The organism is Streptococcus sp. Z556 (genome assembly GCF_053010225.1).
In genome coordinates this window covers 211149-233154 of record NZ_JBRKNU010000003.1, presented here as the reverse complement: position 1 = coordinate 233154, position 22006 = coordinate 211149, and the positions used below count along the sequence as shown (strand labels likewise).

Annotated in this window: 19 protein-coding genes; 6 read left to right on the top strand and 13 right to left on the bottom strand. The window is 40.8% G+C overall.

Annotation, left to right across the window (positions count from 1 at the left end; translation table 11 throughout):
• The coding region (locus tag ACVC7S_RS05510; RefSeq protein WP_447266460.1) for a G5 domain-containing protein at positions 1-524 on the top strand (524 nt) is incomplete at its 5' end.
• 250 nt (positions 525-774) lie between these two features.
• On the opposite strand, the gene pflB is transcribed toward ACVC7S_RS05510, so the two are convergent.
• Complete coding sequence (pflB, locus tag ACVC7S_RS05505) at positions 775-3090, bottom strand: formate C-acetyltransferase (protein WP_000260647.1); 2316 nt, start codon at positions 3088-3090, stop codon at positions 775-777.
• Between the two features lie 236 nt (positions 3091-3326).
• Here pflB and dinB point away from each other — a divergent pair, with 236 nt between their 5' ends.
• From dinB to ACVC7S_RS05490, 3 genes are all read left to right on the top strand, one after another.
• Complete coding sequence (gene dinB / locus ACVC7S_RS05500; protein ID WP_447266459.1) at positions 3327-4388, top strand: DNA polymerase IV; 1062 nt, start codon at positions 3327-3329, stop codon at positions 4386-4388.
• Positions 4389-4945: 557 nt separating this feature from the next.
• Positions 4946-5269 carry a hypothetical protein gene (locus ACVC7S_RS05495; RefSeq protein ID WP_447266458.1) on the top strand — a complete coding sequence of 108 codons (324 nt, stop codon included), beginning with the start codon at positions 4946-4948 and terminating at the stop codon, positions 5267-5269.
• 99 nt (positions 5270-5368) lie between these two features.
• Positions 5369-6001, top strand: a complete 633-nt coding sequence (locus tag ACVC7S_RS05490; protein WP_447266457.1) for a TetR/AcrR family transcriptional regulator — start codon at positions 5369-5371, stop codon at positions 5999-6001.
• 153 nt (positions 6002-6154) lie between these two features.
• On the opposite strand, the gene ACVC7S_RS05485 is transcribed toward ACVC7S_RS05490, so the two are convergent.
• Positions 6155-7000 (bottom strand): undecaprenyl-diphosphate phosphatase, encoded by an 846-nt coding sequence (locus tag ACVC7S_RS05485; protein WP_447266456.1) that lies wholly within the window; start codon positions 6998-7000, stop codon positions 6155-6157.
• A 59-nt stretch (positions 7001-7059) separates the two neighbouring features.
• Positions 7060-8955, bottom strand: a complete 1896-nt coding sequence (locus tag ACVC7S_RS05480) for a DUF2207 family protein (protein WP_447266455.1) — start codon at positions 8953-8955, stop codon at positions 7060-7062.
• Positions 8956-9085: 130 nt separating this feature from the next.
• Here ACVC7S_RS05480 and ACVC7S_RS05475 point away from each other — a divergent pair, with 130 nt between their 5' ends.
• The gene (locus tag ACVC7S_RS05475) at positions 9086-10648 is read left to right on the top strand and encodes an ABC transporter substrate-binding protein/permease (RefSeq protein WP_447266454.1); all 1563 of its coding nucleotides are present in this window, start codon (positions 9086-9088) and stop codon (positions 10646-10648) included.
• Positions 10648-11388, top strand: coding sequence for an amino acid ABC transporter ATP-binding protein (locus ACVC7S_RS05470; RefSeq protein WP_000081948.1), 741 nt, complete (start codon positions 10648-10650; stop codon positions 11386-11388). Before ACVC7S_RS05475 ends, ACVC7S_RS05470 begins: the two co-directional genes overlap by 1 nt.
• A 90-nt stretch (positions 11389-11478) precedes the next feature.
• Here ACVC7S_RS05470 and ACVC7S_RS05465 read toward each other — a convergent pair whose 3' ends face one another.
• From ACVC7S_RS05465 to ACVC7S_RS05420, 10 genes are all read right to left on the bottom strand, one after another.
• The gene (locus ACVC7S_RS05465; protein ID WP_001130031.1) at positions 11479-11694 is read right to left on the bottom strand and encodes a capsule biosynthesis transcriptional regulator; all 216 of its coding nucleotides are present in this window, start codon (positions 11692-11694) and stop codon (positions 11479-11481) included.
• Positions 11695-11800: 106 nt separating this feature from the next.
• A complete protein-coding gene (locus ACVC7S_RS05460) occupies positions 11801-12697 on the bottom strand; it encodes an SPFH domain-containing protein (RefSeq protein ID WP_000242872.1) in 897 nt (298 codons plus the stop codon).
• Between the two features lie 82 nt (positions 12698-12779).
• A complete protein-coding gene (gene ilvA / locus ACVC7S_RS05455; RefSeq protein WP_447266453.1) occupies positions 12780-14030 on the bottom strand; it encodes a threonine ammonia-lyase IlvA in 1251 nt (416 codons plus the stop codon).
• Between the two features lie 78 nt (positions 14031-14108).
• A complete protein-coding gene (ilvC, locus tag ACVC7S_RS05450) occupies positions 14109-15131 on the bottom strand; it encodes a ketol-acid reductoisomerase (RefSeq protein ID WP_000290683.1) in 1023 nt (340 codons plus the stop codon).
• 89 nt (positions 15132-15220) lie between these two features.
• Positions 15221-15697 (bottom strand): acetolactate synthase small subunit, encoded by a 477-nt coding sequence (ilvN, locus tag ACVC7S_RS05445; protein WP_001253812.1) that lies wholly within the window; start codon positions 15695-15697, stop codon positions 15221-15223.
• The gene (locus tag ACVC7S_RS05440) at positions 15690-17390 is read right to left on the bottom strand and encodes an acetolactate synthase large subunit (RefSeq protein WP_447266452.1); all 1701 of its coding nucleotides are present in this window, start codon (positions 17388-17390) and stop codon (positions 15690-15692) included. The genes ilvN and ACVC7S_RS05440 overlap by 8 nt, the downstream gene beginning before the upstream one ends.
• Before the next feature lie 323 nt (positions 17391-17713).
• Positions 17714-19795 carry an elongation factor G gene (gene fusA, locus ACVC7S_RS05435; RefSeq protein ID WP_447266451.1) on the bottom strand — a complete coding sequence of 694 codons (2082 nt, stop codon included), beginning with the start codon at positions 19793-19795 and terminating at the stop codon, positions 17714-17716.
• Positions 19796-20181: 386 nt separating this feature from the next.
• Complete coding sequence (rpsG, locus tag ACVC7S_RS05430; protein WP_004250722.1) at positions 20182-20652, bottom strand: 30S ribosomal protein S7; 471 nt, start codon at positions 20650-20652, stop codon at positions 20182-20184.
• A 19-nt stretch (positions 20653-20671) separates the two neighbouring features.
• Entirely contained in the window at positions 20672-21088 is a 417-nt protein-coding gene (gene rpsL / locus ACVC7S_RS05425) for a 30S ribosomal protein S12 (RefSeq protein WP_001142333.1), read from the bottom strand.
• A 318-nt stretch (positions 21089-21406) separates the two neighbouring features.
• Complete coding sequence (locus ACVC7S_RS05420; protein ID WP_447266450.1) at positions 21407-22006, bottom strand: response regulator; 600 nt, start codon at positions 22004-22006, stop codon at positions 21407-21409.

Here is a 22006-nt window from a genome sequence, read left to right as displayed (position 1 = left end):
TCTCGTCTCGTGTTATCTCTGACGAACAAACTCAGCCTGTCAACCAGATTGTATTAGTTGGAACCAAGCCACTAACTCGTAGAGTTCAGCGAACTATTGAACTTTCTATCCCTTATGGTATTCAATCTATTTATGATGATACATTAGCCAATGGAACAAAAATGATTGTAGCCTCAGGAAAAGCTGGCCTTCGTACAATCATTATCGAAGAAGTTTATGATGATAAAGGACAGATCATTTCTACCGACATTCTCTCTTCTACAGTTACAATTACACCTACAGATGAAATTGTAAGAGTAGGAACAGCTGCTACTACTGCAACCACTCCAAATAATACTGACAAATTAAGTCAAGATAGTCAACAAAACCATGCAAATACTGAGCAATCTACTGTTGATAATACCAAAGTATTACCAAATACAGGAACAGAAAATAATCACTCTGTAGCAGTAACTGGTGCTCTAGCTCTATTTGCAGCCTTAGGTCTTACACTATTCAAACGTAAAGAAGAAGATAACGACTAAAGTATATGTCATTTACTCTTCAAGCTAGATAGTATATTTAAAAAAAGGATTGAAGTCTATATTTTGTAGAATTCAATCCTTTTTAGTCAATTCTATGACACCAGCAGTAAGGCAGAAAAAGCCATATTTTATATAGAAGTAATTTGTCTCTTCTCTCTGAGAATAAAAACTATAATATTCCTTGTTTTAAAATTATCAAAACCTCAGTAACAAAAAAACTAGCCATATGGCTAGTTTTCTTTATACTATCTTAGCTCAATGCATCATCCATTGAAAGAACTTCGTGGAAGACACGTTGTGTCAATTCAGTTTTTTGTTCTGGAGTGAGGTATTTAGTGTTTACACAGTATCCAGAGATACGAACGATAACATCTTCACCTGACATAATCTTTTCGTAAACATCGTTCAAGTCCATAACGTTCAAGTTAACGTGTTGTCCACCGTTTTCGAAGTAACCATCAAGGATTGTTACCAAGTTATCCACTTGTTCGTCACGAGTCTTACCAAGAGCACGAGGTGAAACTTGAGTTGTCAATGAAATACCGTCAGCTGCGTAACCAAAGTCAAGGCTAGCAAGTGAGTTCAAGTTTTGCAACCATCCACCTTTAGCTTTGTTAGATGGGTTAGCACCTGGTGAGAAGAATTCAAGTTTAGACAAGTTCACAGAACCATCTTCGTTGAGGTATACACCTTTGTGGACTGGTGAGTTACCAGTTTGTTTAGAGTAAGCAACGTTAGATGTGATAGTCAAGAGTGATACTGTAGCTTCAGCGTCTTTGTAAAGCTTGTGGCTACGTAGACGAGTTGTGTAAGCTTCGATCAACCATTCTGCCAATTCGTTTGAACGAGGGTCATCTTCACCCCAACGTGGGTATTCACCGATTGTTTCATAATCGTAGATATAGCCATTTTCATCACGGATTGGTTTAACTGTAGCGTACTTGATAGCTGACAATGTATCAACTGTGTTAGCAAATCCACAGATACCGAATCCCATGTTAGCGCGTTGTTTAGTTGGCAAGAAGGCCATTTGAACAGCTTCGTAGTTGTACTTGTCAGTCATGTAGTGGATGATGTTCAAAGCATCTACGTAAGTGTCAGTCAACCAGTCAAGAGATTTTTCGAAGTTGGCTTTAACTGATTCGAATTCAAGAACTTCGTCACGGATAGGATCGATGTCAAATACCTTGTAGTCTTTGTGAACATCGTCGTAACCACCGTTCAAACCAGTAAGAAGGGCTTTAAGAACGTTTACACGAGCACCGAAGTACTGGATGTTGTGACGTTGATCTTCGTTTTCTGGGTCAAGTGGTGACACACAGCATGAGATACAGCTCATTTCACCATATCCGTCTTTAGCCATTGTTGTTACACCTTCGTATTGGATAGAAGAGTGTTTGTGGCTCATGTGCATACAGTAGCGACGGAAGTTGTAAGGCAATTTGTCAGTCCAAAGAACTGTCAAGTTTGGTTCTGGTGAGTTACCGATGTTGTCAAGAGTGTTCAAGAAACGGTAGTCCATCTTAGTAACACGGTGACGACCGTCGTTACCCATACCAGCCATAGAAGTTGTGATGAAGGTTGGGTCACCTGAGTACAATTGGTCATAAGCTTTTGTACGAGCAAATTTAACTGTACGAAGTTTCATAACGAAATCATCAACAAACTCTTGGATTTCTGATTCAGTAAATGTACCACGAGCAAGGTCACGTTCTGCAAAGATGTCCAATACGATTGGCACACGACCTAGAGATGTAGCGGCACCATTAATCACACGGCAGACAGCCATGAAAGCGATGTTAACCCATTGGATTGCTTCTTTCACGTTCATCGCTGGTTTGCGAACATCAACCCCGTAAAGGTCACCCAAGCGAACAACTTGTTGCAATGCTTGGTATTGAAGGTTGATTTCTTCACGAAGACGAATTGTTTCTTCATCGATTTCTTCGATTGAGTTCCAATCGTTTACCTTTTCTTGCATCAAGTAGTCTGCACCATAAAGAGCAAGACGTGCGTAAACACCGATGATACGTCCACGTGAGTATGCATCTGGAAGTCCAGTTACAGTGTGAGCGTGGCGAGCACGACGGATGTTTGAAGTGTAGGCACGGAAGATACCGTCGTTAACTGTTGTTACATATTTAGTGAAGATTTCGTGAACAGCTGGATCTGGTTCGTATCCATTTTCTTTCAAAGTAGTTTCAGCCATACGGATACCACCTCTTGGCATGAAGTTCAATTTGAAGAGTTCATCGTTTTGGATACCGAAGATAACTTCGTTTTCTTTGTCGATAAATCCGGCAGGAATATCAGCAATAGATGTTGGACGAGTGTCCATTGGGAAACGAGTTTCTTCGTAGTGAGCCTTAGTTTCTTCTACAATTTTTTTGATGTGAAGTGAACGTTCTGTTGGTCCAGCAAGGAAGCTTTCATCACCATCATAAGGTGTGTAGTTAGCTTGAACGAAGCGAGAAACGCTTGCTTTTTCTTTCCAATCTACGCCTTTGAAGCCTTCCCAAGCTTTATCAAAAATGTCTTGTGCTTCAACAACTGTCTTAACAACCATGTTAATGTCCTCATTTTTCTTTCTAGTAACAGCCATCTGTTACATTCATGAGACAAGTATACCACACAGTAACCGATTTCAACAAGCGAAATCCGGCTTTTTTGTTACTTTCTTTTCTAATACAGTCTATTTTGGGACACAATCTGTATTATATTTTTGAAAGCAGGATTACTCTTTTCCATTTTTTCAGAAAAAAAGGTATAATGAATAGAAAATGACACTAGAAAGGAGCAGAAATGCTCATATTTCCATTGATTAATGATCTGTCAAGAAAAATCATCCACATCGACATGGATGCCTTTTTAGCTGCGGTGGAAATACGAGACAATCCTAAATTAAAAGGAAAACCTGTCATCATTGGAAGTGACCCTAGACAAACTGGCGGACGAGGAGTTGTTTCTACTTGTAGTTACGAGGCACGAGCCTTTGGTATTCACTCTGCCATGAGTTCTAAAGAAGCTTATGAGCGTTGCCCCCAAGCCGTCTTTATCTCCGGGAATTATGAAAAGTATAAGGCAGTTGGACTTGAGATTCGAGCTATTTTTAAACGGTACACTGATTTGATTGAACCCATGAGTATCGACGAAGCCTACTTGGATGTGACAGAAAATAAACTCGGTATCAAGTCAGCTGTTAAAATAGCTCGCCTCATCCAACAAGATATCTGGCAGGAACTGCACCTGACTGCTTCTGCTGGGATTTCCTACAATAAATTTCTAGCTAAAATGGCTAGTGATTATCAAAAGCCACATGGTTTAACAGTCATCCTCCCAGATCAAGCCCAAGACTTCCTCAAACAAATGGACATTGCTAAATTTCATGGTGTGGGCAAAAAAACAGTTGAACGCCTTCATGAAATGGGCATTTATACTGGCGCAGACTTATTGGATGTCTCTGAAGTCACTTTAATCGATCGGTTTGGCAGACTCGGTTTTGATCTTTATCGAAAGGCTCGTGGTATTCACAATTCTCCAGTCAAGTCCAATCGCATCCGCAAATCAATCGGGAAGGAGAAAACCTATGGTAAAATTCTCCAGGATGAAGAAGATATCAAAAAAGAGCTGACTCTTCTCTCTGAAAAAGTAGCTCACAATCTCAGCAAGCAGGACAAAGCTGGAAAAATCATTATCCTAAAGATTCGTTACACCGACTTCTCCACCCTGACTAGACGAAAAAGCCTCCCACAAGCTACACAGAACGCTAGCCAAATTGCGCAAACCGCCCTTCAACTCTACGAAGAGCTAGCTGAAAAAGAAAAAGGTATCCGTTTACTAGGAATTACGGTGACAGGATTTTAAATCCTTGAGGGGATTCATTGGTTTAAATCAAATGAGGTTGGAACAAAAGTATTTCAGCCTCTTTCTGTTTTAAAAATAATTCTTAAATCGTGATAGCTAACCACTAAGACAGTCTGAGGTACTATCTTAAATTGCTGACCAACATTCAGCAGGCTGTATCAGTATTATTCCCCTTTTAGACTCTAATAATTCCTAATTCAAGAAAGTCTCTTCCTCTTATTCCCTCTCTCTTTTATTAGAAAACTGAATGCTTTTAGGAGTTATAGTTTAGTTTGATGTCCTACCGCATTTGTACTAGGATATATACTAGAATTTTCAAGTAATATTTCCAAACTACAATATTTTTTGACAATTTATTAATGAAAAAGGGCAGTTGGTTTTAATTAAGTATTAACTCCAACACTTAAAACTAAAAATGTGAGATAGATTTCAAATAGTTTCTAGTAAAAAAAAGTTTTTATCATAAGTGGTAGGTGTTGACACCTTCATTTTTATTTGTTAAACTAGAAAATATAAAAAAATACCGTCTGGTCGGTTTTTAAAAGAAAGGACTTAACATGAAAAAAACTATGCTAGAAAAAACAATCGATTCTATTGGAAAACAAAATCAACGAGTACGTCAACAACAAATACGTCATCACGAAGTCATTAAAAAGCAAATAAAACTGCAAAAAAAACTGTTTGATCGATTCACACAAGGAGAGAGCGGTATCCGACATTCTCGTTTGGGAGTGAAATGTGGGTATGCTACAATCACTGGTGGGCTCATCACTACTTTGTTTAGTCCTTGGAATGGTTTAGGAATAATGGCCATCGGTGGGATTTCAGTTCTCTCAAACTTGTATCAGATCAAACGTATAGAAGCAAAATTAAAAAAGTAGAGTGATTTTCTTAAGAAGGAGGCTTGTTAGACGCTCAAATATTACCTTTTCTTCTTTTTTTGATAAAATAAATCTAATATAACAGAGAGAAGGAACTCAATGGTCGCAAAAACAGAAAAATCTCAAGCAATGATTGAAAAAATTTTATCAACAGCTTCACAGCTTTTTATTCACAACGGCTATGAAAAAACAAGTATACAAAACATAGCACAAACAGCTAGTATTTCAAAAGGAGCCATTTATCACCATTTTCAATCAAAAGATGAAATTCTTTTTGCAGTTTTAAAACAGCGTTATCAATTGATGGAAAAGGAATTGCTAGACTGGCTTGAATCCACCAGTCATTTAACTGGAAGAGAACAGCTCAAAGAAATCTTTCAGTTTAGTTTAAAAAGTCAGAAAACTAACTACGAAATGTTGAATCACGCGCCTCTTGATGCAGAGTTCATGCTGACTATTATCCGTTACAATCTGCGTATAGGAACTCCCCTTATTGCAGATATTATAAAAAAAGGGATAGAAGATCAGTCCATTCAACCCATCCCCTTCCCTAATGAAGTAGCCGAGACAATCTTGCTTTTGACTAACTTTTGGGTAGAAGGAAGTATTTTTGAAAATTCTTCCGAAAAAATTGTAGATCGGATCTATTTTTTACAATTTATGCTTCAATCCATCGGCTTAGATATTTTTGATGAATCTTTGATCCAAGAAATTTTAAGTCAATCAAATTAAATACAATCTTTTCGTTTACTTTTAAAACCGTAGACAAACGTCGGGCAAGGCGACATAATAAGGTAATATAAAATAAACTAAACGATTATAAAAAATAGGATAGTTCCCCAAATGTTTTTTTGGCGAACTATCCTATTTTATTCTAATTTCAACTTATACAAACAAACGTACAAAACTATAGAGCAACAAGACACTACCGAGTACGATACGGTATTTCCCAAAGAGTGTAAAGTCGTGTTTTTTCACATAACTGGTCAAGAAACGAATAGCAACCATGCTGACCGCAAAGGCTACTCCCATGGCTACAAGAAGCAAGAATAGTTGACCAAAACTCAAGAGCTGACCTGCTTTAATAAATTTGAAAATCTTTAAAGCACTGGCTCCGAACATAACAGGAATTCCGAGATAGAAGGTAAACTCTGTTACGACAGAGCGACTTGTTCCATTCAACAAACCTCCAACGATAGTCGCACCTGAACGGCTTGTCCCTGGGAAAAGGGCAAGGACTTGGAAGAGTCCAATGTAAAGAGCTGTTTTATAAGGCAACTTGTCTAACTCTGTTACTGTTGGTTCAATAGCTTGCGCCTTATTTCGTTTTTCAAGATAGATAAAGGCAACCCCATAGATAATCAACATGATCGCAACTGAAACCATGTTATGGAAGTTGGCATCAAACCAATCATCCAGTTTAAAGACCAATAGCAACGGCAAGGTCGCAACGAAAACTTTTGACCACAATTGCCAAGTTCTACGAACTTCGACTTTAGTTTTACCAGGTTTGAAGGGATTGAGCTTGTTAAAGTAGATGACCACAACTGCTAAAATAGCACCGAGCTGAATGACAACATTAAACATAGACATGAAGGCTTCATTTTGGTCCTTGTATTGTACAAACTCTTCAACCAAAATCAAGTGTCCAGTACTTGAAATGGGCAACCATTCTGTAATTCCTTCAACAATCCCAAAAAAGATTGACTTCAAAATTTCAATAAAATACATACATTACTCCTTTTTCTGTCCTCTATTATAGCATAATTTCGGATGTTGCGATAGATTTTTTAGAAGGCGCCGATGCTACCACCGCCTCCGCCTCCTGAGAATCCTCCACCCGAACTTCCGCTTCCAGAAGATACCGAGTAGTTGCTAGCTGTATTAGCGACAGCTGTGTATTGCTTGATTTGTGCAGTTGAGGCATGGAACTGTGTATGCCAACCGTAGGCTATATACAGATTCAAATCTGGATTTTCTAGCTGAATATGACGTACTTTCATTAACTTGCTCACCTTCTTGGCATAACCAAAGAGAGTCGCATAGACTAGTAGACGATTCCAAAGGACGATGCTCTCTAGCTCGGCCTGATCCAGATGAGCGATGTCGCGAAGCATATTTTCAAAACTAGTCCAGAGATAGAAGATTTCCGCTCCTTCCTCTGTTAGAACTCCATCACGATAGGCTCCTCGCATCGCAAAATGAACCCAGAAACTTGCTGCCAGCCCTGTCAACCCCAAGAGAAGGAAAGGAATTGAGAAGAAACCGTGAGTCCGCCAACTATAGTAAAAGAAAAGTAGGCCACCTAGAGCCGTTATAGCTGAACAGACCCGCATCCCAAGAGCAAGACGGCGTTCCTCACTTGTCAAGGGACGATAATAGCTTGGAATACGAAGTACATGGACCTTATCCTTGACACAAGACTGAATGCGTTGAAGTCTTCTTTCAAAGGAACGCTTGAGGTGCAGACCTGTTTCTCGGATATGTTTTTCATCTGACTCTTTAGCTCCATGATACAAGCCAGATGAGACTTGGTAATCAGGGAATAAATCCGAAATAGCCAGTTCCTTCTTATTCGATAGGGTCATGCGCAGGCATTCCTTCTCAAAATTGGATAGGCCTTTTTCACTGATAATTCGTAGATAAGGTTCCTCATCACCTTGGAAAATAGATAAATGGCCTCGATCTACTAAATCCAACAAGGTTGCCTGAATCAGACGTTCAAAAGTAAATTTGCCAAAACCTGATTTGTTTAGAGGATTGACTTCCTCTAAGGAAGTTGAATACACTGCTTCTGCTAGAACCATTGGAGGCAAATCCATCGGCGGTTCATAAAGCCTGTGGTCTTTTGGAAAGACCTTTTTAATGCTTATACTCTGACGAAACATTCTATAAAAGATAGGAATTGGAAGTAAGAGACTCATAAAAATGATCGGGAAGACCCATTTCATCATAATCTCACCTTGCGCTTTTTCTGTCGCTATATTGCTTTCAATTCGATTAAAATCCGTTAAACGTTCTTCCTCTAATCCTTGATCTGGAGCTCCTGCAAAAGCACTTCTCAGCCAGTAAGCATGTAATTCGATCTGTCGCTTTCTAGGAAGGTCTTTCATTTTGATATGATAGAGATTATTAACTTTTTCAACACTAGAGTCCCTTAGGAGTTGTCCTGCATGAAAATAGAGTTTCTCCGCTGGATGGTCCGAGCTGACCTTGAACTCAATCTCTTTGATGTCTCCAGTACTATCTGTCAAGGGTTGCCAATTTAGCTCTGCGATATCCGTATATAAGAAGAGAAGGTTTGTTAGTTTCCAGGTGACCGTTACCCGAACAGTATCTCCGGCATATCCAGCATTGTAAATTTTTAACTTGTAGCCGTCCTCTTCCTCCATAGTATAGTAGGAAATATTTTGCACAATTTTTCCATTTTTAGAGACCTGAACGGTCGGGTCAGGATCAATAGCAAATCCTTCTGGCATTTTCCCAGCTTTGCCGAGTCCAACTAACTGACCATTATAATCATCACCGAAGCGGTAGGTGATTGTTTCCTTAAAAATTGCAGTATTATCTGCATGAATATTCAAATCACCTTGATAGAATAAGACATCAAAGTCTACCGCAAAAACCAAGCTCGGGATAAATAATAAACAAGTAAGTAGCAGAGTCAGTAGCCATCTTTTCTTCATAACAATTTCCCTTTCAATCTTTTCCCTATTATATCATTTTTTATAAGTAAAGGCTTACTTGTATTGAAAATCTCACTATTTTTAGATACAATAGAGAGAAGTCATTTTTAGACTAGAAATAGGAGAAAACATGAAAAAATTATGCTTATCTGTGCTTGCTAGCCTAGCCCTCACACTGGGACTAGTTAGCCAGGTCCAAGCCGATGAATATCTACGCATCGGGATGGAGGCAGCTTACGCCCCTTTCAACTGGACCCAAGACGATGATAGTAATGGCGCTGTCAAAATTGATGGTACCAACCAATATGCCAATGGCTACGATGTCCAAATCGCAAAAAAGATTGCCAAAGACTTAGGTAAGGAGCCTTTGGTCGTTAAAACCAAGTGGGAAGGACTTGTCCCAGCCCTTACTTCTGGCAAGATCGATATGATTATTGCAGGTATGAGCCCAACGGCTGAACGCAAACAAGAAATTGCCTTTTCAAGCAGTTACTATACCAGTGAACCTGTTCTATTGGTCAAAAAAGACTCTGCCTATGCCAATGCCAAATCTTTAAACGACTTTAGAGGAGCAAAAATCACGTCCCAACAAGGTGTTTACCTCTATGATTTGATTTCCCAAATCCCTGGCGCCAAGAAAGAAACAGCCATGGGTGACTTTGCTCAGATGCGCCAAGCACTTGAAGCAGGTGTTATCGATGCTTATGTTTCAGAACGTCCTGAAGCCCTGACCGCTGAATCTGCCAACTCAAAATTTAAGATGGTCCAACTTGACAAGGGCTTTGAAACCGGAGAAGAAGACACCGCTATTGCCATTGGTCTTCGCAAAGACGATAGTCGCATCAGTCAAATCAATGCCAGCATCGAAACCATCTCTAAGGACGAACAAGTAGCTCTCATGGATCGGATGATCAAAGAGCAACCAGTAGAGGCGACAACAACGGAGGAAGACAGTAGTTTCTTTAACCAAGTCGTTAAGATCCTTTCTGAAAACTGGCAACAACTCCTGCGCGGCGCTGGTATCACACTCTTAATCTCCATTATCGGAACTGTCACAGGCCTTATTATCGGGCTTGCAATCGGAGTCTTCCGTACAGCACCTCTATCTGAAAACAAAGCCATCTATGGCTTGCAAAAGCTACTTGGCTGGACCCTCAATGTCTATATTGAAATTTTCCGTGGTACACCAATGATTGTTCAATCTATGGTTATCTACTACGGTACAGCGCAAGCCTTCGGCATCAATCTCGATCGTACACTTGCAGCCATCTTCATCGTTTCAATCAACACGGGTGCCTACATGACAGAAATCGTCCGTGGAGGTATCCTAGCAGTTGACAAGGGACAATTTGAAGCCGCAACTGCTCTGGGTATGACCCATAATCAGACCATGCGCAAGGTTGTCCTACCCCAGGTCGTTCGCAACATCTTACCTGCTACTGGTAATGAGTTTGTCATCAATATCAAAGATACCTCTGTACTGAATGTTATCTCTGTGGTAGAACTCTACTTCTCTGGTAATACTGTGGCCACCCAAACTTATCAATACTTCCAGACATTTACCATCATCGCCGTGATTTACTTTGTCCTCACCTTCACAGTGACCCGTATTCTACGCTTCATCGAAAGACGTATGGACATGGATACCTACACTACAGGTGCTAATCAAATGCAAACGGAGGACTTGAAATAATGAGTCAACCCATTCTTGAAATTAAACACCTCAAAAAATCCTATGGACAAAACGAAGTCTTAAAAGACATCTCTCTGTCAGTCCACAAAGGAGAGGTTATCTCCATCATCGGCAGCTCAGGAAGCGGAAAATCAACCTTCCTACGTTCGATCAATCTACTTGAAACACCTACTGAGGGGGAAATTCTCTACCGAGGAGAAAACGTCCTTGCAAAAGGCTATGACCTTACTCACTATCGTGAAAAACTCGGTATGGTTTTCCAGTCCTTTAACCTCTTTGAAAACCTCGATGTTCTCGAAAATACTATTGTCGCCCAAACGACTGTCCTTAAAAGAGAACGCTCTGAAGCTGAAAAAATTGCCAAAGAAAATCTTGAAAAAGTTGGCATGGGTGAACGCTATTGGCAAGCCAAACCAAAACAACTCTCTGGAGGCCAGAAGCAACGTGTAGCCATCGCTCGCGCCCTCTCCATGAATCCTGATGCCATCCTCTTTGATGAGCCAACATCTGCTCTGGATCCAGAAATGGTCGGTGAAGTCCTTAAAATCATGCAAGACCTGGCTCAGGAAGGATTGACCATGATTGTCGTAACCCACGAAATGGAGTTCGCCCGCGATGTCTCTCACCGTGTCATCTTTATGGATAAGGGTGTCATTGCTGAAGAAGGCAAACCAGAAAACCTCTTCACGAACCCTAAAGAAGAACGGACGCGCGAGTTTCTTCAGCGCTATCTCAAATAAGATAAAAGACTGCATAAAGAATGCAGTCTTTTTTAGTAATTAGGAAAAAGAAAGACAGATCCGCTTTAAGAATCTGCCTGTAAGCGTGGTTTAATCTTCAAATTTTTCATGATTTTTTTCATAGAAATCAATTAAACCTAGGGCTGTTTCAAATGAAATATTTTTAACTTTTGCGCGACCTTGTGCTAGAGCAATGATAGACATTTCACGAGCGTTAGTTTCCTTAGAGATACGGTAACCTGTGATTTTCTTATCACGAACCCAGCCAACAACTGCTTCTACTTTTTCAAAGTTTGACTTAGCCATGTTCTTCTCCTAAATTATTCTTTACAATACTTAATTGTATACGTTTTTATTTTGTTTGTCAATAAAAAAACATATATTCGTCCAAACTATAATATTCTGCATATTTTTATTTGGCTTTTAAAGCCGATAATATATGAGTTCTTATGTCCTCAACTCCATTAGGATTCGCTGGTAGGAAGATTGTATTATTACCCTCTTTATCTGCAAAATTATTCAACGTGTCTAAGTACTGGTTCGTTAATAGGATCGACATGATTTGTTCTTCAGTTAGTTCGACATTGGCTCCTTTTAACTCTTGGATAGAATCAGCAAGTCCGTCAACAATCGCTTTACGCTGCTCTGCAATCCCTACCCCATGTAGGCGATCTTTTTCTGCTTCTGCTTCTGCTGCGGTCACGATCTTAATCTTATCTGCTTCAGCAAGTTCTTGCGCTGCAACTCTTTTACGTTGTGCAGCATTGATTTCATTCATTGATTGTTTTACTTCAGCATCAGGTTCAACCTTAGTAATCAGCGTTTTGACAATAATATACCCATATGTAGACATTTCTTCTGCTACTTGTTTTTGAACTTCTAATGCAATTTCATCTTTCTTCTCAAATAACTCATCTAAGGTTAACTTAGGTACAGATGAACGTAAAGCATCTTCGATATAGGATTTAATCTGAGCTTCTGGACGCATCAATTTATAATAAGCATCCGTAACGTTGTTTTCATTAACTCGATATTGAGTAGCTACATTCATCGTCACAAATACATTATCCTGCGTTTTAGTTTCTACAACGATCTCACTTTGCAACAATCGTAGTTGGACTCTAGCCGCAATCCTATCAATTCCAAAAGGAGCTCGTACATGAATACCACTATTACTCAACTTTTGGTATTTACCAAAGCGTTCAATAATAGCGACAGATTGTTGCCGTACTACATATACAGAACTAATTACAATCGCTGATACTATCAGCACTAGAAAAAATAGAACAAGTAAAACATGTAAAACCATGGGAATCTCCCCCTTTCATCACCCTCATTATAGCACCATCATATTAATTACGCAAATAATATGATAATAAATTTATTTTATTTTACACTAACATATTATACAAAGTCTCATTCCCATTCAAATTAATATAAGATGGGTCAAACTTTTCCATCCGATGAATCAAGCCATTATAATCATGCTTATCCGCAAGAGCAATCCCAATCAAGACTGGCCCTGTCCCCTTGCTGGCTCGTTTGATATACTCAAAACGAGTAATATCATCATGCGGCCCCAAGATATCATTTACAAACTCTCGGAGAGCCCCTGGACGTTGTGGAAAATTGACTACAAAGTAATGCTTGATGCCATCATAAATCAAGGCACGCTCTTCCATTTCTGGCATACGGTTAATATCGTTATTGCCTCCAGAAATGATGCAGCAGATTGTTTTGCCTTTGATATAGTCCGATAGAACTTCCAAGGCCGCAACACTGGCAGCTCCAGCCGGTTCGGCGACAATTCCTTGCTTGGAATAAAGATCAATCAGGGTCTCGGAAATCAAGCCTTCATCCACTCCTACAAGAGTTTCAACATTCCGACGAGTCGCTTCATAGGTCAATTGCCCAACTTTCTGTACAGCTATGCCATCAGCAAACTTGTCGATTTCTTTTAATTTAACTGGCTCTCCAGCTTCAAAAGCCGCCTTCATCGAACGGGCACCATTGGCTTCAACACCGATGACTTCCATTTCCGGATTTGTTTCCTTGATATAGGTAGAAACTCCCGCAATCAGACCTCCACCACCGACTGGAACGAGAACAGTGTCAAAGTCGATTGACTCTTTCCGAGCGTCTTCTAAGATTTCATAGGCAACTGTTCCTTGCCCTGCCTGAACATGGACATCATCAAAAGGATCGATAAAGGTTCTATTTTCTGAAACGGTAAATTCTTGGGCTGCCTTAGCCGAAGCGTCGAAAGTATCTCCGACCAATTTGATCGTCACATAGTCACCTCCAAAGAAGCGAACTTGCCCAATCTTTTGTTGAGGCGTTGTGATGGGCATAAAAATTGTCGCAGGAATTTTCATCTCGTTACAAGTGTATGCGACACCTTGAGCGTGATTCCCCGCCGATGCACAGACCACACCACGCCCACGTTCTTCTTTTGTCAACTGTGAAATGGCATAATAAGCTCCACGAATTTTAAAAGAGCGAACTCGTTGCGCATTTTCCTTTTTCAGATAGATCTTAGCTCCATACTTTTCTGATAAATAATGATCATATTCCAGTGGTGTATTCACTACTACACCACTTAAAACTTTGTGGGCTTTCACCACATCTTTTGCAATTAGCATGTCTCCTCCTCAAATACTTTACAAGGTAAAAAGCGAGTTAGGTACCCCCCAACTCGCCTTCTGTCTTTATTCTAAGAATTAGTTATAGATTTTGAAAGCATCATCGTCGTTTTTACCAACGAAAGGCATTGCTTTACGCAATTCTGCACCAACTTTTTCAATTTCAAGGTTAGCTGCTTGTTCACGGTAAGCAGTTAATTTTGGACGACCAGCCTTGTAGTCATTGACAAAGTCATTTGCAAATTTACCATTTTGGATATCTGCCAAAACAGCTTTCATGTTTTCTTTAACTTGCTCAGTAATCACACGTGGACCTGATACATAGTCACCGTATTCAGCAGTGTTTGAAATAGATTGACGCATTTTCTTGAATCCACCTTCATAGATCAAGTCAACGATGAGTTTCATTTCGTGAAGAACTTCAAAGTAAGCCAATTCTGGGGCATAGCCTGCTTCTGTCAAGACTTCAAAACCTGCTTCGATAAGGGCAGTCAAACCACCACAAAGTACGGCTTGTTCACCAAACAAATCTTCTTCAGTCTCTTCTTTGTAAGTTGTTTCAAGCAAACCAACACGAGCTGCCCCAACACCTTTACACCAGTCCATAGCAATATTTTTAGCATTCCCTGTTGCATCTTGGTAGACTGCGTAAAGAGCTGGAACACCAAATCCTTCTTCGTAAGTACGACGTACCAAGTGTCCTGGTCCTTTAGGAGCACACATGAAGACATCTACATCTGCAGGAACTTTGATAAATTCAAAGTGGATATTGAAACCGTGAGCAAATCCAACTGCATTTCCAGCTTCCAAGTTTGGAGCGATTTCTGCTTCGTACAATTCTTGTTGGATTTCGTCTGGTGCCAAGATCATGATAACGTCAGCCAATTTAGTTGCTTCTGCTACTGTGTAAGTGTCAAATCCATCTTCTTTTGCTTTGTCAAAAGATTTACCTGGACGCACACCGATGATGACATCACGACCTGAATCACGCAAGTTTTGCGCATGCGCATGTCCTTGTGAACCATAACCGATTACGGCGATTTTTTTACCGTCAAGCGCTGCTACTTTAACATCTTTTTCGTATTCCATTTGAACTGCCATAGTTTTTCTCTCTTTTCTATTTTTATTGCCTTATAGGCTGGTTAAACAAATTTATGCTGGATTTTATACTCATTGAAAATCAAAGAGTATTAGTCGCGGGTAAATCCAGTTGCACCCGTACGAGCGATATTCCTAATTCCATAAGGACGGATTACTCGCAAGAGTGCCTCGCTCTTTTCAGCATTCCCAGTCATCTGGATCGTAATCGAGCTTGGAGCCACATCCACCACCGTTGCACGGAAAGGTTGAATAATAGCCAAGATTTCTGCACGCTTTTCAGCAGGCGCAGACACCTTCACCAAGATAACTTCTCTTTCCAAGTGTGGTTTATCTGTAATATCCCGAATGCGAATCACATCGATCTGACGGTTGAGTTGCTTGATGATTTGCTCGACCTCATCATGAGAAGCCACATCAATGATGATGGTAATCCGTGAAACGTTTGGATCCTCAGTCGCACCGACCGAGATACTCTCAATATTGACCTGACGGCGAGAAAGGACACCCGTAAAACGGTTGAGTACTCCTGAGCGGTTTTGTAGTCTTGCTGTTAACATTCTACGCATGGAACTTCACCCCCAACATCTCATGATTGCTCTTACCAGCTGGTACCATCGGTAAGACCTGTTCCTTACGAGAAATGTCCACCTCGATAAACATGGGTACATCCTCTAGAATGACTTCTAGATCCTTCTCTATCGTCTCTGGATTATCAAATTTATAGTTTTTGATGCCGTAAGCCTGTGCCATCAACTGGAAGTCAGGAAGGGTATCAAAGACTGACTCGGAAGTCCTACCCTCATAGAAGGATTCCTGCCACTGACGAACCATTCCTAGTGAGTGGTTATTTAGCATCACGACCTTAATCGGTACCTTGTAAATGTTTAGGATGGCTAGTTCCTGGTTGGTCATTTGGAAGCCACCATCACCGACAAAAAGAACTACTTCTTTTTCCGGATTGGCAATCTTAGCTCCGATAGCTGCAGGAACTCCGAATCCCATGGTACCCAAACCACCTGAAGTGACTAACTGACGCTCATTTTGGTAAGGATAATACTGAGCTGTCCACATTTGGTGTTGCCCTACGTCAGTTACGACAATGGCATCCCCATGCGTCAACTCACCGATGCGTTCAATGACAGCCTGAGGTTGAACCACACGTTCTTTCTTATCATAAGAACGAACTCGATTCTTGTCCTTGGTGACTTTTTCAATCCACTTTTCAGTATTGTTATGAACAGTTGGTTCTGCCAGTAGCATCTGCAAGGCTTTCTTAGCATCCCCCACTACAGGAATATCTGCACTGATAATCTTACCAATCTCAGCTGGGTCAACATCGATATGGGCAACCTTAGCATTCTTCGCGAAGGTCTTAGGGTTCCCAGTCAAGCGGTCATCGAAACGGCAACCAATACTAATCATAAAGTCCGCTTCCGTCATTGCAATGTTGGCTGCGAAAGAACCGTGCATGCCTCCCATCCCTAGGAAGAGCGGATGACTCGTTGCAATGGTTCCTTGTCCCAAAAGACTGGTCACGACTGGAATTTGATAGCGTTCAGCAAATTCATTAAGCTCCTTAGAAGCTTCTGCATAGCTGATACCACCACCTGCCAACAAAACAGGTTTCTTAGCCTTAGACAATTGTTTCAAGATTTTCTTGATTTGCATGTCGTTCGGTTCGATCGTCGGTTGATAACTCGGCAAATGCACTTCGGGTGAATAGATGAAGTCCGTCTCTAAAGCAGATACATCCTTAGGCAAGTCAATCACAACAGGACCTGGACGACCTGTCGTTGCGATATGAACAGCTTCCGTAATGATACGGGGAATATCTGCTGTCTCACGAACTTGGTAATTGTACTTGGTAATGGGCATGGTAATACCCACGATGTCCGCCTCCTGAAAAGCATCTTTCCCAATTCCAGCTCGCGCAACCTGACCTGTAAAGACCAAAAGGGGAACGCTATCGCTCATGGCATCTGCAATCCCTGTAATGGCATTTGTTGCTCCCGGTCCACTCGTGACGACGGCAACGCCCAACTTTCCAGTTGATTTGGCATATCCTTCAGCTTCGTGCAAACAACCTTGCTCATGGCGTCCTAAGATGTGGCGAATACCTTTAAAATTGTATATCGCATCATACAAAGGTAAGACCGCACCACCAGGATAACCAAAAATGGTATCAATCCCTAAGTCCCGAAGTGTTTCCAAAACTAGGTCCGACCCCGTCTTAGGAGATTCTAAACTGATTTTCTCCATTGTTCCCCTTTCTCTTCTCTTAAAAAAATAGCTTGTTACTATCATACCATTTTTTCAAAAATTTTCAAGGCAAAAGAGTCAATTTTCTGAATTTTCTATCTAAAAGTGTATTTATGAATCTTTCCCTTATTTTTATTAAGTTATCTACGGAATTAGGAACCTTTATTTACTTTAACTTATCAAATTAGAATATTTTCTTTCTTGGTAGAATTAGTATTTTTCTCACTTAGCGACCAAATTCGTATACTATATTCAGTAAAAATGAATAGTTAAAGACAAAAAAAGGAAGCCACTAAGTGACTTCCTTCTAGAGTGAGGACTGATTAGTCTTCACCTTTGTTTTTCTTAATGATTTCTTCTTGTACTGACTTAGGTACATCTTCGTAGTGGTCGAATACCATCATGAATGTACCACGTCCTTGTGATGCAGAACGAAGAACTGTTGCGTAACCGAACATTTCAGCAAGTGGAACGTAAGCACGAACGATTTGGCTGTTACCGTGAGCTTCCATACCATCTACACGTCCACGACGAGCAGTTACGTGACCCATAACATCACCAAGGTTTTCTTCTGGAACAGTGATTGTTACAAGCATCATTGGCTCAAGGATAGCTGGTTGTGCAGTCTTAGCAGCTTCTTTAAGTGCAAGAGATGCAGCAATCTTGAAGGCAGTTTCAGATGAGTCGACATCGTGGTATGAACCATCGTAAAGCTTAGCTTTAACGTCAACCATTGGGTAACCAGCAAGAACACCGTTAGCCATAGATTCTACCAAACCTTTTTCAACCGCTGGGATAAATTCACGAGGAACCACACCACCGACGATTGCGTTTTCGAATTCGAATCCTTTACCTTCTTCGTTTGGAGTAAATTCAATCCATACATCACCGAATTGACCTTTACCACCAGACTGACGTTTGAAGAATCCACGTGCTTGAGTAGAAGCGCGGAATGTTTCACGGTAAGATACTTGAGGAGCACCTACGTTCGCTTCAACTTTGAACTCACGACGCATACGGTCAACAAGGACGTCAAGGTGAAGCTCACCCATACCAGAGATAACTGTTTCACCAGTTTCAACGTTAGTTTCAACGCGGAATGTTGGATCTTCTTCAGCCAATTTTTGAAGGGCGATACCCATCTTGTCTTGGTCAGCTTTAGATTTTGGCTCAACCATCAATTGGATAACTGGTTCTGGAACGTTGATTGACTCAAGGATGATTTTCGCTTTTTCATCTGTCAATGAGTCACCAGTTGTAGTATCTTTCAAACCAACGGCAGCAGCGATATCACCTGAGTAAACAGTGTCGATTTCTTGACGGCTGTTAGCGTGCATTTGAAGGATACGTCCGATACGTTCACGTTTACCTTTAGAAGTGTTCAATACGTAAGAACCTGATTGAAGAACACCTGAGTAAACACGGAAGAATGTCAAACGACCTACGAATGGGTCAGTCATGATCTTGAAGGCAAGAGCTGCAAATGGCTCTTCGTCTGATGCTGGACGAGTTTCTTCTTCATCTGTGTCTGGGTTGATACCTTTGATTGCTGGGATATCAAGTGGGCTTGGAAGGTAGTCGATAACCGCATCAAGCATCAATTGAACACCTTTGTTCTTGAAGGCAGAACCACACAATACTGGGAAGAATTCAACGTTGATAGTTGCTTTACGGATGGCAGCTTTCAATTCTTCGTTAGTGATTTCTTCACCTTCAAGGTATTTCATCATCAATTCTTCATCAGTTTCAGCAACTGCTTCAACCAATTTTTCACGGTATTCTTGAGCTTGGTCAAGGTATTCAGCTGGAATATCTTCTTCAAGGATATCTGTACCAAGGTCATTAGTATAGATTTCAGCTTTCATCTTAATCAAGTCGATGATTCCACGGAAGTCATCTTCAGAACCGATTGGCAATTGGATTGGGTGTGCGTTTGCTTGAAGACGGTCGTGAAGTGTGCTTACTGAGTAAAGGAAGTCAGCACCGATTTTGTCCATTTTGTTGGCAAATACGATACGTGGAACTCCGTACTCAGTTGCTTGACGCCAAACTGTTTCAGTTTGAGGCTCAACACCTGATTGTGAGTCAAGAACTGTAACCGCACCGTCCAATACACGAAGAGAACGTTGTACTTCGATTGTGAAGTCCACGTGTCCTGGTGTGTCGATGATGTTTACGCGGTGGTTGTTCCATTGAGCTGTTGTCGCAGCAGATGTGATAGTGATACCACGTTCTTGCTCTTGCTCCATCCAGTCCATTTGAGACGCACCTTCGTGAGTTTCACCGATTTTGTGGATTTTACCAGTGTAGTAAAGGATACGCTCAGTTGTAGTTGTTTTACCAGCATCGACGTGGGCCATGATACCGATATTACGAGTTTTTTCAAGTGAAAATTCGCGTGCCATGAGGTTTGTTTCTCCTATATTTTTTATTTCTATTCTATTATAACACGATTTCAATAAAAACGGATAGGCAGGACCCACCCGTTCTCAATGTTTATCTTGTTTAGTTGGTTTCAACTTGTGAGATGGGAAGTTGAATTGCAGCTAATACTATTTGTTTTAGCCAATTTGAGCTGGAACGGGATGCTGGGTGAAAAAGATAAACTTCCTTGTATTCATCGAATACTGCGTCAGTTTCCTATTTTCACTGTGCATCCTTACCGTTCCTAGCATCATAATTGAACTCGGGCTAAAAGCTTGGAAAATAGATAAGCTTTCCTAGAATCTTTGATTCCGCGTCAAGCTTCCTAATTTTCAGTCGCTTTTTTAACGCCCTCAGTATCTTATTCTTACCAACGGAAGTGTGCGAAGGCACGGTTAGCTTCAGCCATACGGTGAGTGTCTTCACGTTTCTTAACAGCTGCACCAGTGTTGTTAGCAGCATCCAAGATTTCTTTTGCAAGACGGTCTTGCATTGTGTGTTCGCCACGAAGGCGAGCGATTGTTACCAACCAACGAAGCCCAAGTGTTGTACGACGTTCTGGACGAACTTCAACTGGGACTTGGTAGTTAGATCCACCAACACGACGTGCACGTACTTCAAGTACAGGCATGATGTTTTCCATTGCTGTTTCAAATACTTCAAGTGCATCGTTACCGGTAGCTTCTTTGATTTGCTCAAAAGCACCGTAAACGATTGAAGCAGCTGTACCACGTTTACCGTCAAGCATAACGCGGTTGATAAGACGAGTAACTAGTTGTGAATTGTAAAGCGGATCTGGCAATACTTCACGTTTTGGAGCTCTATTTTTACGACTCATTTCTCTTTATCCCCTTTCCTTATGCTTTTTTCGGACGTTTAGTACCGTATTTAGAACGGCCTTGTTTACGATCGTTAACACCTGCAGTATCAAGTGCACCACGGACGATATGGTAACGTACCCCTGGAAGGTCTTTTACACGTCCACCGCGAAGAAGCACCACGCTGTGTTCTTGCAAGTTGTGTCCGATACCTGGGATGTAAGCAGTAACTTCGATAAGGTTGCTCAAACGTACACGAGCAAATTTACGAAGGGCAGAGTTAGGTTTTTTAGGTGTCATAGTTCCAACACGAGTTGCTACACCACGTTTTTGTGGTGAAGAAACGTTTGTTTGAACTTTTTTATGACTGTTGTAACCAACGTTCAAAGCTGGTGATTTAGATTTTTCTACTTTTGATTTACGCGGTTTGCGAACCAATTGGTTAATTGTAGGCATCTACATTCTCCTGTGTTTTTTTATTTTTGGTGATGATACACTTGGTGACAGCTATCATCTGTGTGTACTTTTGCAACATTTGTCAGCACGTCCCTGTACACTCTTGAGAGACCAAAAGTAAAAAGTACCGTCTATTATTGTAACACATTTTTTCTATCCTTGTCAATATTTTTTCGTTTTTATTCTGATCTTTTAACTCTTTGACACTAATTCTTACCGCTTTTCCAAACCAGAAAAGGAGGCAGTTTTGCCTCCTCCTTTCTGGTATGGATTTCCTTCTATTCAAGTTATCGTTTCGGATTTTTTTAACCCTTCTTATCAAAGCCAACCTGATTCTTTTGCGATGTTAGCTGCCTCTGTTCGATTGCCTGCATTTAGCTTGGAAAGAATATTGGTGACATAGTTTCGGACAGTTCCGTTTGATAGATAGAGTTGTTCTGCAATCTCTTGATTGGATAAGCCCTGAGCAATTCCCTTTAAGACAGCAATCTCTTGTTCTGTCAATGGATTGGGATGCGTCATAACCACTTCCATCAATTCAGGCGAATATTCCTTGCGCCCTTCTAGAACAGTGTGCAAGGTTTGCATGAGGTCTGCAATGCTTCTTTCTTTTAAGACATAGGCATCCACTCCAGCCTTAATCGCTCGTTCAAAATAGCCAGGGCGCTTGAAGGTTGTCACCACAACTACCTTTGTTTCTAACTTTTCTGCTCGAATCCACTCCAAGACTTCGAGGCCAGTCTTAACAGGCATTTCTACGTCAAGAATGGCGATATCCACAGACTCTTTTTCTAAAAGTTGGATTGCTTCTTGGCCATCCTTGGCTTGTAGGACGGACTCCACATCTGGTTGAAAGGTAAGCAACTGGCACATGGCATCTCGCAACATACTTTGGTCTTCTGCAACAAGTAGTTTCAT

Coding starts and splice junctions, on each gene's coding strand:
- pflB (WP_000260647.1), bottom strand. CDS start 3,090: ATGGTTGTTAAGACAGTTGTTGAAGCACAAGACATTTTTGATAAAGCT.
- dinB (WP_447266459.1), top strand. CDS start 3,327: ATGCTCATATTTCCATTGATTAATGATCTGTCAAGAAAAATCATCCAC.
- ACVC7S_RS05495 (WP_447266458.1), top strand. CDS start 4,946: ATGAAAAAAACTATGCTAGAAAAAACAATCGATTCTATTGGAAAACAA.
- ACVC7S_RS05490 (WP_447266457.1), top strand. CDS start 5,369: ATGGTCGCAAAAACAGAAAAATCTCAAGCAATGATTGAAAAAATTTTA.
- ACVC7S_RS05485 (WP_447266456.1), bottom strand. CDS start 7,000: ATGTATTTTATTGAAATTTTGAAGTCAATCTTTTTTGGGATTGTTGAA.
- ACVC7S_RS05480 (WP_447266455.1), bottom strand. CDS start 8,955: ATGAAGAAAAGATGGCTACTGACTCTGCTACTTACTTGTTTATTATTT.
- ACVC7S_RS05475 (WP_447266454.1), top strand. CDS start 9,086: ATGAAAAAATTATGCTTATCTGTGCTTGCTAGCCTAGCCCTCACACTG.
- ACVC7S_RS05470 (WP_000081948.1), top strand. CDS start 10,648: ATGAGTCAACCCATTCTTGAAATTAAACACCTCAAAAAATCCTATGGA.
- ACVC7S_RS05465 (WP_001130031.1), bottom strand. CDS start 11,694: ATGGCTAAGTCAAACTTTGAAAAAGTAGAAGCAGTTGTTGGCTGGGTT.
- ACVC7S_RS05460 (WP_000242872.1), bottom strand. CDS start 12,697: ATGGTTTTACATGTTTTACTTGTTCTATTTTTTCTAGTGCTGATAGTA.
- ilvA (WP_447266453.1), bottom strand. CDS start 14,030: ATGCTAATTGCAAAAGATGTGGTGAAAGCCCACAAAGTTTTAAGTGGT.
- ilvC (WP_000290683.1), bottom strand. CDS start 15,131: ATGGCAGTTCAAATGGAATACGAAAAAGATGTTAAAGTAGCAGCGCTT.
- ilvN (WP_001253812.1), bottom strand. CDS start 15,697: ATGCGTAGAATGTTAACAGCAAGACTACAAAACCGCTCAGGAGTACTC.
- ACVC7S_RS05440 (WP_447266452.1), bottom strand. CDS start 17,390: ATGGAGAAAATCAGTTTAGAATCTCCTAAGACGGGGTCGGACCTAGTT.
- fusA (WP_447266451.1), bottom strand. CDS start 19,795: ATGGCACGCGAATTTTCACTTGAAAAAACTCGTAATATCGGTATCATG.
- rpsG (WP_004250722.1), bottom strand. CDS start 20,652: ATGAGTCGTAAAAATAGAGCTCCAAAACGTGAAGTATTGCCAGATCCG.
- rpsL (WP_001142333.1), bottom strand. CDS start 21,088: ATGCCTACAATTAACCAATTGGTTCGCAAACCGCGTAAATCAAAAGTA.
- ACVC7S_RS05420 (WP_447266450.1), bottom strand. CDS start 22,006: ATGAAACTACTTGTTGCAGAAGACCAAAGTATGTTGCGAGATGCCATG.